This window comes from Macrococcus bovicus (assembly GCF_030376725.1).
GTDB lineage: Bacteria > Bacillota > Bacilli > Staphylococcales > Staphylococcaceae > Macrococcus > Macrococcus bovicus.
Map to the genome: position 1 here is coordinate 701630 of NZ_CP128470.1, position 14007 is coordinate 715636.

The window sequence follows — 14007 nt, forward strand, 5'->3', positions numbered from 1 at the left end:
ACATGATCAAAGTTCAAAAAAATTTTAGCTACAGATGCATAGAATTAGATAAAATTAAAAGAATGGTTGATATTATAGGCAGTTTAACAGGATTAATTATATTTTCACCTATCTTTCTAGGTGTGAGTTATCTTATATATAAAGAAGATAAAGGACCTGTTTTTTTTGTTCAAGAGCGTAGTGGAAAAGATAATATTTCATTTAAAATTTACAAATTTAGATCTATGAAAGTGGATAATAAAATAATTGGAGATAGTGTGTCACCTTATGAAAAATGGAAAGACAAAGTTCCAGATGATTTTATTTTTAAAACTGCTGAAAATAATAATCCGAACATAACAAAAATAGGGTCTTTTATAAGAAAAACTTCTATAGATGAGTTACCACAATTGTATAATGTGTTAATAGGAAATATGAGTTTAATAGGACCTAGGCCGGAAATAATTGAGATTACAAAAAAATACGATTCTGAACAACTAAGAAGACTTGAAGTAAAACCGGGTATAACTGGATGGGCACAAGTAAATGGAAGAAGCGATATTAATCACGGGCAAAAAATAAAATATGATTTAGAATATATTGATAATAGAAATTTAAAATTAGAAATTGAAATTTTTATAAAAACTATTGTTCAAGTCTTAAAGAAAAAGGGATCTGTTTAAAATGTTAAAAATTACCAAAATTAATAATGGAGGTAAAATATGAAAAATATTAGTTGCACAGTAATTATACCGACTTATAATTGTAGCAAAACTATAAATAGGGCAGTACAGTCAGTTTTAAATCAATCGGTACTTCCAGAAAAAATTATAATAATTGATGATTGTAGTAACGAAAAAGAATTAATTGACTATCTTAATGAGTTAGATAAAAATCCGCTTATACAAGTTATATTCAAAAAAAAGAATATGGGTCCAGGAGCCGCTCGAAATGAAGGGATGAAAGTAGCCACTTCAAAATATATCGCTTTTTTAGATGCTGATGATACTTGGTCTGTTAATAAGCTAGAGCTGCAATATTATATAATGGAAAAAAATGACTATTATTTAACTTGTCATAAAACAACTTATTTTGCTGATTATCATTATGAAAACTTAGACTATGCTGATATAAGATATAAAGATTTTAATAAGAAAAATTTATTTAAAAGTAATATCATTGCTACAAGAAGTGTTATGATGAAAAACGATAAACGATACTTTTTTTATAATAAAAGATACTCAGAAGATTATCTTTTATGGTTGTTGATAGCTCTCAATGATGAGAAAATGGCTATACTTAATCATGATTTAGCTTTATATTATGATAAATTTTATTTTGAAAAAGGTCTATCTTCAAATATGAAAGAAATGTTTAAAGGGGAAAAGCAAAATTTAAAGATATTATATGATTTAAAATATCTTACGAAGGTAAATTATATTTTACTATCATTTTATTTTAGAGGTAAGTACATTAGAAGATTATTTTTAAAAAATATTTCATATTTTTTAAAATAAATATTATCATTAAAATAAAGTTTAAAAGTTAATTACATCTCAAAAAATATCGAGGTTTTATTATGATAGACATCCACAACCATTTACTTATCGGTGTCGACGACGGACCGAAGTCTGAACAGGATGTGATTGAATTATTACGTCAGGCTGAGGGACAGGGCATCACTGATATTATTGTTACACCGCATCACTATTCGGGTGACTGGCTGAATCCAAAGGAAACAGTCCTGCTGAATATTAAAGATATTGAAAGGATTATTAATGAACGGCAGATCAATATCAAGGTTTACCCTGGACACGAGATCCGCGTCAATGAGAAGATTATCGACGAACTGAAGTCAGACTATAATATGCCGCTGAATGACTCTAAGTATGTCCTGATTGAGTTTCCGTTCTCTGATTATCCGCATTTCGCTGAACAGCTGCTGTACCAGCTTCAGATGAATGGTTATGTGCCGCTGATTGCGCATCCTGAACGCTGTAAGCCGCTGATCAAGAATCCCGATAAGTTATTCGATGCGATTGAGAAGGGAGCCATTGCGCAGGTGACATCAGCGTCTGTGACCGGTGATCTGGGTGACAATCTCCAGGAGACGTCGCTTGAGATGATCAAGCATAATCTCGTTCATATTATCGGTAGCGATGCGCATCATGCTGAGACGCGTCCGTTTCTCCTTAAGGAAGCATATGATGTTGTTGAACGGGAACTAGGGCTGGAATATGTTGAGCGTCTGAAGGCTAACGCGGAGGCGATTCTCCATAATAAAGACATTCGAGTGAAGCCCCCACAGAAGATGGAAACGCATTATACGAAGAAGGCCAGCTCAAAAAAGAGAAAAAAATTTCTGGGATTGTTCTAATATGATGAAGACGACCAAGCAGGCTGTGTTGATTATCCTTACACTCCTCATGTTGTTCTCATCGTTCGTGTTAATGGAGAGTTTGCAGACCACTAAAAGTGATGTGCCTATTAAGAGTGACGTCATTGTCGTATTGAACGGAGATTCCGGACGAATTGAGGAGGCGGCTGAACTTTATTAGCAGGGGCTTGCACCTTATTTAATTCTGTCACCAGCAGATACTATGAAGTCTGATGATATTTATCAGCAGGCTATCCGTCTCGGCGTTCCGGCTGATCGTCTGCTTGTTGACAGCGTAGCGACGAGCACCTACAAAAACAGTACGCTTGTAAATGGCCTGATGGACAGTCATCAGATGCGCTCAGGCATCGTCGTGACCAGTGATTATCATCTAAAACGGGCGAAGGAGATTTTTGAACGCTATAAAGGCAATAAATACTTCTTCTATGTCGGTGCGCCTGATACTGAGGGAAGAAAGTGGATTGAAAGACTGGATGCAATCAATCTTTGGTGTTCTGAACTGAAGAATAATATCGGCTACCGGCTCGGCTTATTCAGATGGATAGATGAATAAATGGAGATTTATAGAATATATACAATGTACAAAAAGAGCCATGATTAGTCATTTTCTAATCATGGCTCTTTTTTAATAGCTATATTGCAGTACTTTAGCACCTGAATAGCCATAAAGTGACTCGGCACCTGCAAGTTCCACGTAGCCATATTTATCATCATTGACATTATAGAGTTTATGACTGTATGTTCTGACCCCGTAGACATTGAAATTGCTGTCTACAAGTGGAGAGCCTGAGGCACCTGCTCTGAACTTATCTTTCATGATCAATTCAGTTTTATTGGCACTTTGCGCCAGGAACATAGCCTGATTCCAGTAGCGTTGTGTATAATCATCTCTGCCATGATAAGGATAGCCCACTGAGTAAAGAGGGGTGCCTTTCTTCAAGCTCATAATCTTCCAGTCAGGCGCCAGGGGAAGCGGTCGGACGTAATTCGAGAGCTTCGTATAAGTATGGAGGACAGCGAGATCGGCATAAGGAATCTTAACGATATCTTTGATCTTGAAGTTATAAGGGATATTGGCACCGTCCCGGTTCATCATGAAGCGGACATAACTGACATTAGATTTTGTGCCGTTTTTATTATCAATGACGTGCGCATTGGTCAGAATTGTGTAGTCGTCAATGACGAAACCGGTACCCATCGACTCAATGCCGCGACCAGCCCAGCCATCTTTATTGGAGATATAACCGACAGCTTTGTAACGGGATGTATTGCTATTCGTTGTCCTTTTCATGATGACTGATGAATTAGGGATGGACTTTGCCAGCGTATAGCCAGTTGTGATATTTGCCGGTTCTAAGCCGTCGTAGTAGTACTGAGTTTCTACTGCATGTGCTTGAGCTGAGAATAGAAGAGTGGATAGTGCCAGACTTACCGTTAATTTTTTAATCATAGGTTCCTCACCATTATATTATTTAATTACTTTTATTATATAGGGTGAATTGAAAATAAAATAGTGTTTTTAGTAAGCTTGTTCGCTGATTATTTTGTTTTGTAAAACTCTATCGGTATCAGTTAACAGTTTTCTCTGAAAATCTCGAATATGTTAATATTTTTGTTAAATAGAAATAAACATCTTAGAAAATATAAATTTATTTCATTCTTTATAATGTTATATGTTAATATCATTAATTCAAGTTTAGTTCATTAACAAATTGTTTACAATCAAAAAATATGCAGTATGAATGCTTTGAAAAAGTTATATAAATATAATATTAGGAGTAGTATAATAAATATTTTTTTAAATAGACTTAGATTTAATCTTGGAATATTATAGCGGAATATTTATTAATATGATATTTTATTAAATGTTCTAAGAATCTTCCGCAGAGTTGATTCACTATGGAGAGGAGAAATTAAAATGAAAACAAATAAACTACTCGTTGCTTCTGCTGCTGCAACTATGATGATGACAGGACTTACAACAAATGCATATGCAGTGGGCGCAACTGGAACCTCAAAAGCGACAGTCCATTTTGACTTACCGAAAGACGCTGTGCCGGTCAAAGATCCTACTGCTCCAGAGAAGGACATGGAGCGTTCTACTGACGGTGGTACAGTCGACAACGCAACCAGCGCCGGTTTATCTCTTGACTATGTGACGAACCTTAATTTTGGTGAAAATAAGTCTATTGAAGGTAAAGATCAGACTTTCGAGACAACAACGACAGAGCCTTTCATTCAAGTCTCTGACCGTCGGGGTACAGGTGACGGTTGGAATGTGACAGCGAAAGTCGACCATTTCAAACAGGGTGAGACTGAGACGCTTGACGGCGCTAAAATCGTGTTGACACAAGGTGTTGCGAAAGATGCGGTGGGTCATCCTGTGGAACCGGATGTCAATCCTGATATCGAACTGATGGCAGGTGGAGATGCAGCTCCTGTCGTGATTGCGAAGGCAAAGACTGATGACAAGCTGGCAAGTGCAGCAGGTCTAGGAACATGGATCATTAGCTGGTTAAAGTCTAATAATGCAGCGTCTAAAGCTGAACTGGTCGTACCTGCGAATGCTGCGTCAGAGGGTACACATAACGCTGATATCACCTGGACATTGACTTCTGGTGTATAATAGTAATGACTTCTGCTCTGGACAAGCTGTCCGGAGCATTTATTGTAAAGGAGACTGACATTGAGAAAATTATTGACTATTTTATTGCTGCTCACTTCCATAAATGTTTACAGGGCAGATGCTGCTGACAATCAGGTACCTTTTTCTGTTGAACCTATCCTGCCTGCTAACCAGAACAGTGACGTCAGCGGATACTATGATATCAACTTAAAACCAGGAGCCGCGCAAGTTCTACAGGCTAAGCTCTTCAACCCCACAGACCGTCCGATTACTATTGAGGTATCAGCAAACCGTGCAGCGACCAACAACAATGGTCTGATTGTCTATGATGGCTCTGAAAAGGTATCGGATCTTGGTCAAGTGGCCACTGTACAAGAGAAGTCTATCACGCTGCAAGCCGGTGAGACTAAAGTGACTGATGTGAAGATCAAGATGCCTAGCGATTTCAAAAAGGGTGAAATTCTGGGGGGACTCTATTTTCTGCAGCGCCCGGAGAAGAATGATGACAACCAGGCGATGCTGACTAATAACTATGCTTATGCCATTGCAGTCAGACTGCATAGGGAGAATAAGCAGGCTGTTAAACCCGCTCTATCACTTGACAAGGTGACCCCGGAGCTCATTAATTACCGGACGGGTATTGATACCAAGTATGTCAATGCTGCCCCTGTCACATTAACTAAAATGAAGTTTCATGCTGAGGTGCTGAAGAAGAATGGCACTGAAGCACTTTATACAAGTGACATAGAGGACTTCGCGATTGCACCTGACGCACCGTTCAACGTGCCGCTCATGTTCGATAACAAGCCGCTTGAACCAGGTGAATATGTCTATCGCTCATCATTTACGAAGGGCAAAGAGAAATATGAGTTTGAAAAGGCGTTCACTATTACTGCTGAACAGGCTGACAAAATCAATGGAGAAGCAGTGGAACTGGATAAAAGTTCGAACTGGTGGATGTATGCGATAGGCATTCTTCTTCTGATTATTGCCGGTTTAGTTTATTATGTAGTGAGGTTAAATAAAAAAGTAAAGGAGTAGGTCAGGATGATGAATAGAATATTAAAAGGTCTGATGATCATGCTGCTATTCATCACACTGCTACCCACTCAAGCTCTGGCGGTGGTGACACCATGTATCGATACAGTGTTCAAGCTGACAGCACCTGTGCCTGGTGATGTTAAACTGACAGGTGAAGCGCTCAGCGACAATGAACTGACGATTAAGATTGATGATCAACTCCATAAGCTGACTGTTAAGCCTGACGGTAAGTATGAACTTGAGCTGCCGACAGCACTGACAGGTGATGAGAAGATAGAAGTGCAGCAAGGACTGAACAAACTGGAAGCGTCAGTGGAAGAGGAACCTGCTGAAAAAGAGCTATTACTCGAAACGCCGTTTGACTGTACAGGTCTCGTTGCACCGTCTACAGAAGAACAGACGACTGAAGAACCATTGTCTGAAGATGTCTCGACAGAAGCGCCATCGACCGAAAAGGCGACAACAGAAAAGCCGTCGACTGAAGCAGCGACAACGGAGCAACAGTCGACAGAAAAGACCACAACAGAGGCACCGACAACTAAAGATGTTACAACAGAGGAACCATCGACAGAGCAAGTGACCACGGAGGTGCCTGTATCTGATGAACTGACAACAGAGGATGTAACAACAGAGGATGTAACAACAGAGGATGTAACAACAGAAGAACCATCCACCGAAGCGCTGCAGTCTGAAAAAGTGGAAGAGCCTGTAACAGAGGACCCTTCGAGTGAACAGGTCACCACTGAGCGGCCGACGACAGAAGCACCCATCTCTGAGATAATGACAACTGAAGCTCCATTCAAATCACTAACGACTTTCAGAAGGACCTTTTCGCTTATGAGTCCTGCAGCGAACTCTACACTTACTTCGTGCCGACCGCTCTCAGACTACAGCATTGGTAAGTTAGGAGGGGCAATTACGAAAAGTGTGAATGGTACTATTAAGTGTGTCAGTAATGCTGCAGACTTTTCGACTGCTGTGCAAGATGACAGTATTGAAGTGATTGTACTGACAGCGGATATTACGTCAACAGTTGCTAATGTCCCGAAATCATCAACAGGTCAGAAAATCATTGATGTCAATAACTATAGTCTGACACTTACTCATCAAGATGGCTTAAGAATTACAAGTGCGTCAAATATCAGTGATCTGATTATAGCAAATGCGCAGAACTTGTTAACGACGGCAAATGACTATCAACGTGGGTTTGTTAGTGTTGCGGCTGAGAAATCTGCCCACATTAGATATTATAATGTGAAATACAACAGTGGGACGTTAACAGCTGGACATATAGGCAAAGCTATTAACAGCACGCTGCATTTTTATGGTAATGATACACTGAATATAGCAGGTGCAGATACTGTTACAAATTATCAATATGTTATTGTGCACAGTGGGGCTAACGTAACGATGACTAATAATAATCAAGGACTCAATCAATATGGTTTACTATTTAATGACACCACTAATGATAAATCGGGTCTTCAACTAGAAGCCAATGCTACCTTGACCATCAACGCCCCGAATGCTGACGGTGTTCATTTCAATACTAATAAGCCTTATGAAGTGAAAGTAGGGACGAATAGTTCTTTAGTGATTAATGCTAATAAAGGTATTTATCTGAGTCCGGGTCCAGGCGGCGAAATGACATTTGAGGAGGGATCAAATGTAAAGATTGAAACGCGTTTAAATGCAATTCGTTTTAATGATCACTCACATATTTTAAATATTCAGAGAAACGCTAAAGTGGAAATGAAATCAACCGATGAAGTTTTTACTGCCTTGGATCTTTCAGGTGTTTCGGTCACAGTAAATGTAATGGAAAATGCAACTCTATCTATTGAAAGGACAGGATCAGGGAATTCTCCGGCTTTTACAATTGATAGACCTATTACCTATAATATAAACAATAGTGCAAAAGTAAATTTCATTAATACAGACGGTAGTTTTTTTGATGGGAGTGAGCATCAAACTTTCCGCATTAAAAACATGGTGGTAAGCGGATGGACACTTGCTAACAAGACAGATAAACCTGATAAACAGACGCCTTTAATCAGTGATAATTACTTTACCATGGCACCGACTACCACCTCGGGTCCAGGCATGCTTCCTACAACCTTTAATACTGATTTTAGTACCACTAAGATAAGACGGCTTCAAATAGCAGCAGCTGCTGCCCAGCCTGTTCCGGATAAAGTTTATGATGATTCAACTGTTGTAACAGGAACGGCTCAGCCAGGCGCAACCGTAATGATGCTTATTAAACGGTCAAATGTTGTGATAAGCGCAGTAGCTAATAATGGGACATTTAGTATCCCAGTAAAAGTTGGTCAGCTGCAGGCGGGTGATATACTTGAGTTCAGCTCTACTTTAAATAATACCAATTCACCTATAGTAACAAGAACAGTTATCGGGACAGTGCTGGAACTTTTGCAGCCACCTGACATTACTTTTAAGACCACAGCTATCGACAATAAACCGGGTCTTATCATCAACCGTGCATCACCTGTTGATTATGCAGTACGTGTGAAGGATACGAAAACGACGGGTAGCTGGAATCTGGCGGTACAGGCTACCACACAGATGACCAGTTCAAAGAGAGATGTGCTCGACGATGCACTGATCTTCAAGGATGGAACGACTATAAGTTCACTAAAATCTGCGATCAAGGTAACGGATAAATCGAAAGTCACGGCTACATCTACGAGTGGGGAATTCGAGCAGAAGTGGTCAAGTGACAATGGCATCCTCCTTAAAATGAATCCGATTAAAGCGGCTGCCGACACTTATACCGGTACCTTAACGTGGACTTTAACATCTGGGCCATAAAATTGCTTTAGGATGATTAAAAGATCGTTTTGTTTGATTTCTGTAAAATCAATTGAAGATAGATTAGTTAAAAGGCAGGATCTCTGAACTGAGAGATCCTGCCTTTATATTTAGTAACTATAATAGAACACTTTAGTATTTAAATACCCATATAATGACTAGGCATCAGACAATTCCACATGACCTTCTTTGTCATCATGTACATTATAGAGTTTATGACTGTATGTTCATTTACCGTCGCATTAAAGTTACTATCTACAAATGGAGAGTCTGAGGCCCCTCCTCTGAATTTAACTTTCTAAATCACTTTTATCTTATTTACACTCTATACGAGAAAAATTGACTGAAATCAGTATCTTAAAATCTGATCATTCGTTCCGTAATAAGTATAGTCTACTAAATAAAAAAGGATGCCGTCTTTAAACTTATAAATTTAGAATTTGTCACAAATAAAGAAAAGTAACCTGAAAATCAGGTTACTTTTTTTCATTAAGAAGGTTCCATCTTCAGTAAGTTAACAGAAAAATATGAATGTTAACTTATATTTCGTATAACGAATGATTTTATTGGAAAATTTATTCAATTATTATTGTTTAAGAACGTTTAGTAAACTATAAATTTAAAAACCATTATATTTAGAGGACAACTGGAAATCAGATAAAAATACTAAGATTTAAAAATTCTATTTTAAAATAACTTTTTTAAAGTTAAAAAATGTTATTTTAAATTTAAAATAAAAAATGATTTATTAAATAAAAAAAATAAGTATTGCAAGAGTTAAATATCAAATGCTAATATATAGAAGTTAACACGCAAGGGGAGGGTATTATGGGTAAAAAAGTAACAATATTCTTTTCTATTTTACTTCTGATGAATATGCTGTTTATAGACAGTTGGCAGAACCTGGTATCCGCTAATACGAGTACTCAATACTCTGATCGCCCGGAAATTATATCAGTACAGGAAAAAGGGAGATCTGGAAGTAGAATCAAATGGAAATTAGACTTTAATCAGCAAGGAAGTTCGTTAAATGAACTAAATGTCAGAATGAAACTGGAAGGCCATCATCAAATCAGTGATGATGAACTCAAAACTATCTTCACTGATAAAGGGATAGAGGCGGTTAAATCTGATTCTGCTGAAAACGAATATCTGATCAAGCTTACTCATCTTGATAAACCTTTAAGTGTGGAGTTGGTCTCAGAAGTTGTCGATGAGGATGAGAACTTCAAACTTAGCCTTACTGCTGACGTAGCGGGAGCTGGAATCAGAGCGAGCGACATAGTGTATCAACTGACAGAGCAAAAAGGTCAAATCAGCTATCAGGATGTACCTGAAGCGGTCACAGCACCGCCCACAGTCATCTCACTTATTGATAAGGCAACTGGAACAGTTGTCCAGCAGCAGACCGTTCAGCCGAATCAGACTTCCTACGGCTTCACTGATGTCAGAAAGCTGAATGATGACAATATACCGGTTGACTATGAAGTGAAGACAGAACCACTCGGTAATTATAAGACCACTATAACAGGTGGTAATATTGAGCAGCGCTATTTATCAGCTGAAATAAAAGGAACTATTACCAATGATTCCGGTCAGCCTCTGACGCTGCAGTTCATCGATAAAGCGACACAGGCAGTCATCGACTCACTGACAGTAGAGAAAGATGCCGAAACTTATATGACAGACACCCTCCCGCTGAACAATCAAGACGGACAGAAGATTGACTATGAAGTACGGGCAGCGGACGTTGACGGCTATGTCGTAGAGCTGAATGATGTCAATATTACTGTGACAAAATCGCCGGATGAGGCGACAACAGAAGAAGCCACAACGGAAGAGACGACAACAGAAGAAGCGAAGACCGATGAAGTGACGACGGAAGAGACGTCAACAGAAGAGTCGAAGAGCGATGATGTGACGACAGAAGAAACGAAGACGGAAGAATTGCCGACTGATGAGGCGATTACCGAAGAGACGACGTCTGAAGAAATGACAACAGAAGAGGCAACGACTGAAAAGCCGGCAGAAGAAGTCAAAACAGAAGAGATGACGACTGAAAAACCGGCAACGACGGAAGCACAACCCGTTGAGAGTTCTGTGGTCTACACAGCACCTAAGCTCCGGTCATTCCGCACGATGAGTCTAGCGCCAGCACCTGTTACAACACTTGCAGCAGCCACCGCTTATTCTGCAAGTGATTATACGTACACAAGTAATACTTATACAAGTAACTATTACGACGGGAAACTAGAAGGTGTAATGGCATCAGATCAAAGTAAAATTGACTGGACTTTCACATTTTCTAATTCTTATGGAGCTACCAACAATGTTAGTCTTAAAAATCTTAGTGGCACTAATATTTCACTGCCAACGACTATGGCATATAGCTACTCGAACTCCTTAACTACTGGAAATCTAACCTATAGTAACGGAACAAGTCAAACTTTTACAGCAAGACTATATGACACGATCCTGAAATTTTCCACACCTATTACAGCAACTAATAAAGAGTCTTATACACTGACTATCCCAAGCATATCTGGACCTAGTATTAATCATAATCTGAACCTAACAGGCACTTTTACATTGAAAGCGAAATCTGCAGCTCCTATTGTAAAACCTGTATCTATATTAGATTCATCAGTAACAGGAACTGCAGCGCCAAATGCTGTGATTAAAGTGATGGCTGGTTCTACTGAACTAGGAACGACGACTTCTGATAGTTCAGGTAATTACTCAGTGACAATCCCTAAGCAGACAGCTGGAACAGTTTTAAGCGTCACATCAACTGAAGCGAACAAACGGGTCAGTGACGCAACAAATGTTACAGTAACAAGTTCAGTGCCCCTCAAGATAAATAGTGTCTATAGCAATCAGACTTATGTGACCGGGACTGCCGAACCTGGCGCAATGGTTACGATCAAAAATTCAATGGGAACTGTCCTTGGCAGCACTAAAACATCTCCTGAGGGTCTTTACTTTGTTGAACTTTATCGCCCGTTAAGTGCTGGGACTATCATTACTGGCGAAGCGGTTTCTACTTCGGGAACGAAAACGGCAACTACAACCGTCCTTGCTGCTACTAATACAGGAACACCGGGAAGCGGCGTAACCATTATTGAGCCGAGTCCGACACAGAAATGGCCATATCCTAATGATTCTTGGGACGAACGTGGTTTATACCGTAATAGAGTGCCTCAACCGGTTGAATACAACGAATCATTCCAGTGGAAAGCGGCTCAACCTACAAGTACACCGAATGAATATGCAATCGATCTGAAAACTCAGGGAAGGGAATATACAAAAGTAGTACCTTTAGATATCGTATTTGTTATTGACAACTCTCAAAGTATGAGTACAACAAATGCTAACGGAGTGAGTCGTTGGAGGAATATGAAGCAAAGTGTTGAGAAATTTATTGATCAGATGACAGTAAGTGGTAATACTAATATCGCAATCGTAAACTATGCATCTGATATAGTGAGCAATTCATCATTCTCAAATAATGCTGCAACAATCAAATCTAATATTCCTGCAACTTACCAAACTAACATCGCTCGATTTACCGGAACAGGGCATACAAATACTCAAATCGGAATTAATAAAGGGGCAGCAATTTTAAAAGATTCTAAGAATCCTAATAAAGTTATGATTGTTCTTACAGACGGGGCACCGACATTTAGTTATAAAGGCGAAACCGCTACTGACGCTGAGAATATCACAAGTTTTAATTACAACACTAGAGTCGGAGATGGCGCAGTCTATCCTTTATCTTATTCATACGGTTATAGTACGTACGACTACAGATATACAATTAATAATACTGTCACAATTACGAACCATGGACAACCGACTATATCAGAAGCTAAAATCATCAAAAAAGACAATCCAACATTTAATATTTTCTCGATTGGTCTAGATACTAATAAGGAAACTGATTTTGCTTCGCCTGATGAAATGAATAAAGTTCTTTACAATATTGCATCAAAAGATAGTAATGCATTCGTAACCACTGACACAGCTAAAGATTTGCCGAATATTTTGAATAACATTGCTCAGAGAACGGTAAAAAGCATAGATAATGGGGTCGTTACAGATCCTATAGGTCCTATGTACGACCTGAATCTAGGTAGCAATAATGTGTTTGATCCTTCAGATTATGTATTAACAGCGTCTGATCCTGCCTTAATCTCTAATGACAAAGTAGTACCTGTTTATGACCCATCAAAACGTACAATTACTATTCCTAATCTGTACTTAGGTAAAGGCGAATGGATCAATATCAACTATAAAGTCAAATTGCGGGTGACTGATGACAGTTTTAAAGAGAATCAGTGGTATCCGATGAATGATCGAACTACCCTTCGTGCAACTCCGACAACAGTTGATAATGATTTAAGAGATTATCCGATTCCCGAAGCAAGAGCTGCTAGTCCTGTATACAGTTTCACTTTCAATAAATTAAGTGATTCTAATACATCACTAGGCGGTGCTACTTTCGAACTGAAAGATTCAACTGGAAAGATTATGACACAGACTTCCAGTACAAACGGTCTGGTAAAATTCGATAGCCTAAAAAAAGGAACGTATACATTAACCGAGACTGCAGCACCGTCGAACTACAGCAAAGATCCAAAGACGTATACGGTTGTTATTGCAAGTAACGGCGACATCAAGGTCGATGGTGTGTCTTACTCGGGTACGAATGTCTTCAAGGTTATCAATAAGAAAGTGCTCGGTTCTATTGAGGTCATCAAACATCAGAGTGGTGATGAAAGCAAGGTACTTGCTGGAGCTACATTTGAACTGCGGGATTCGGCAGGTACAGTAATAAAAATAATGACGACTGGTACAGATGGTAAGGCACTATTCAGTGCACTGCCGCTTGGCACATATTCGCTTGTGGAGACAAAGGCACCTGCCGGCTACCAGCTGAAGTCCACACCTGTAAAGGTTGAGGTGACATCTGCCACTAAAGTGGTCGTTAAAATCGCCAACCAAAGTACTGCGTCAGTCCTGCCGAATACAGGTGGCATAGGTACTTGGCTGTTCACACTCTTCGGTCTAGTGATGATTTCAGTTTCACTTTTCATCAGAAAAAAGCTTGCTTAAATTAAGCCGCATCTGCGGA

10 protein-coding genes are annotated in these 14007 nt (G+C 39.1%); 9 read left to right on the top strand and 1 reads right to left on the bottom strand.

All coding sequences use genetic code 11. The features are described 5' to 3' along the window. Positions 1-2 precede the first annotated feature (2 nt). From QSV55_RS04055 to QSV55_RS04075, 5 genes are all read left to right on the top strand, one after another. Positions 3-662 carry a sugar transferase gene (locus QSV55_RS04055; protein ID WP_289650802.1) on the top strand — a complete coding sequence of 220 codons (660 nt, stop codon included), beginning with the start codon at positions 3-5 and terminating at the stop codon, positions 660-662. A 39-nt stretch (positions 663-701) separates the two neighbouring features. Next, positions 702-1496, top strand: a complete 795-nt coding sequence (locus QSV55_RS04060) for a glycosyltransferase family 2 protein (protein ID WP_289650803.1) — start codon at positions 702-704, stop codon at positions 1494-1496. A 62-nt stretch (positions 1497-1558) separates the two neighbouring features. Next, positions 1559-2356, top strand: a complete 798-nt coding sequence (locus QSV55_RS04065) for a tyrosine-protein phosphatase (RefSeq protein ID WP_289650804.1) — start codon at positions 1559-1561, stop codon at positions 2354-2356. A 1-nt stretch (position 2357) separates the two neighbouring features. Beyond that, entirely contained in the window at positions 2358-2537 is a 180-nt protein-coding gene (locus QSV55_RS04070) for a hypothetical protein (RefSeq protein WP_289650805.1), read from the top strand. Between the two features lie 42 nt (positions 2538-2579). After that, on the top strand, positions 2580-2930 hold the full coding sequence (locus QSV55_RS04075; protein ID WP_289650806.1) for a YdcF family protein: 351 nt from the start codon (positions 2580-2582) through the stop codon (positions 2928-2930). A 72-nt stretch (positions 2931-3002) separates the two neighbouring features. Here QSV55_RS04075 and QSV55_RS04080 read toward each other — a convergent pair whose 3' ends face one another. Continuing rightward, positions 3003-3827, bottom strand: a complete 825-nt coding sequence (locus QSV55_RS04080) for a S1 family peptidase (RefSeq protein ID WP_289650807.1) — start codon at positions 3825-3827, stop codon at positions 3003-3005. Positions 3828-4295: 468 nt separating this feature from the next. On the opposite strand from QSV55_RS04080, the gene QSV55_RS04085 reads away from it, so the two are divergent. The 4 genes from QSV55_RS04085 to QSV55_RS04100 all read left to right on the top strand — a co-directional run bounded on the left by QSV55_RS04085 (position 4296) and on the right by QSV55_RS04100 (position 13988). Further along, positions 4296-5003, top strand: a complete 708-nt coding sequence (locus QSV55_RS04085; RefSeq protein WP_289650808.1) for a WxL domain-containing protein — start codon at positions 4296-4298, stop codon at positions 5001-5003. A 60-nt stretch (positions 5004-5063) separates the two neighbouring features. After that, positions 5064-6044: a DUF916 and DUF3324 domain-containing protein gene (locus QSV55_RS04090; RefSeq protein WP_289650809.1), complete on the top strand. Its 981-nt coding sequence runs from the start codon at positions 5064-5066 to the stop codon at positions 6042-6044. A 6-nt stretch (positions 6045-6050) separates the two neighbouring features. After that, complete coding sequence (locus QSV55_RS04095; protein WP_289650810.1) at positions 6051-8873, top strand: Ig-like domain-containing protein; 2823 nt, start codon at positions 6051-6053, stop codon at positions 8871-8873. 828 nt (positions 8874-9701) lie between these two features. After that, positions 9702-13988: a SpaA isopeptide-forming pilin-related protein gene (locus QSV55_RS04100; protein WP_289650811.1), complete on the top strand. Its 4287-nt coding sequence runs from the start codon at positions 9702-9704 to the stop codon at positions 13986-13988. Positions 13989-14007: the final 19 nt, after the last annotated feature.

Excerpts from the sequence above, each read along its gene's own strand:
- QSV55_RS04065 (WP_289650804.1), top strand. The coding sequence starts at position 1,559 with ATGATAGACATCCACAACCATTTACTTATCGGTGTCGACGACGGACCG.
- QSV55_RS04085 (WP_289650808.1), top strand. The coding sequence starts at position 4,296 with ATGAAAACAAATAAACTACTCGTTGCTTCTGCTGCTGCAACTATGATG.
- QSV55_RS04070 (WP_289650805.1), top strand. The coding sequence starts at position 2,358 with ATGATGAAGACGACCAAGCAGGCTGTGTTGATTATCCTTACACTCCTC.
- QSV55_RS04075 (WP_289650806.1), top strand. The coding sequence starts at position 2,580 with ATGAAGTCTGATGATATTTATCAGCAGGCTATCCGTCTCGGCGTTCCG.
- QSV55_RS04095 (WP_289650810.1), top strand. The coding sequence starts at position 6,051 with ATGATGAATAGAATATTAAAAGGTCTGATGATCATGCTGCTATTCATC.
- QSV55_RS04055 (WP_289650802.1), top strand. The coding sequence starts at position 3 with ATGATCAAAGTTCAAAAAAATTTTAGCTACAGATGCATAGAATTAGAT.
- QSV55_RS04080 (WP_289650807.1), bottom strand. The coding sequence starts at position 3,827 with ATGATTAAAAAATTAACGGTAAGTCTGGCACTATCCACTCTTCTATTC.
- QSV55_RS04060 (WP_289650803.1), top strand. The coding sequence starts at position 702 with ATGAAAAATATTAGTTGCACAGTAATTATACCGACTTATAATTGTAGC.
- QSV55_RS04100 (WP_289650811.1), top strand. The coding sequence starts at position 9,702 with ATGGGTAAAAAAGTAACAATATTCTTTTCTATTTTACTTCTGATGAAT.